General features: G+C 50.5%; 1 pseudogene. It reads left to right on the forward strand.

Features of this window, described 5'->3' with window-relative positions:
• Positions 1 to 574: pseudogene (locus tag ACQEXT_RS21265) on the forward strand (S-type Pyocin domain-containing protein); the annotation flags it as partial.

Below are 574 nucleotides of genomic sequence, written 5' to 3' on the forward strand. Positions count from 1 at the left end.
AGCAAGGCCATTTGCTGCTACTCAATGATTCTCCGCGAGTTCCGCTGTTGATAAAAGAGAGCGATGGCTTAGATCATTCAGATTGGGAATTAAATCCCCATGTTCGCGACAACCTCGACCCATTGGCACAAAAGGCACTATTAACTCGCACACAGATGAGCGGGAGTGCATCAAGCGCCACTCAAAGTACAAGCCTACATCCGCCACTTCCCATGCCCCCATACGTCCCTGAGCCGGTTCGTACTCATAATCCCGATGCGCCGCCAAAGGAAAAATACGAGTACAACTTTGATATCGCGTGCTCCGATGATGCCTTTCAGCGCAATGTTGGTTGTTCGTTTGTTTTAGCCCAAACGACAAACGAAGTGTTACTAGGGCGCTGGCGTGAAACCAAAATCAAAGAAGGGACACGCTACACCCTATTCACCGCGTTTGATGAGCCTAAAAAATTGGTCGGAGAAGTGGCATCAAAGTCGTTAGGTCTCTCGCCTCGTCAGCCAGTAAAAGTCAGACCGATAGGCAGTGGCGTAGCGCAAGAGGGCTTTATTCCCGTTTTTCCCGCCGTGCAGCTCGG

The sequence above is a fragment of the Vibrio sp. TRT 29B02 genome (assembly GCF_050113655.1).
Classification (GTDB): Bacteria; Pseudomonadota; Gammaproteobacteria; order Enterobacterales; family Vibrionaceae; genus Vibrio.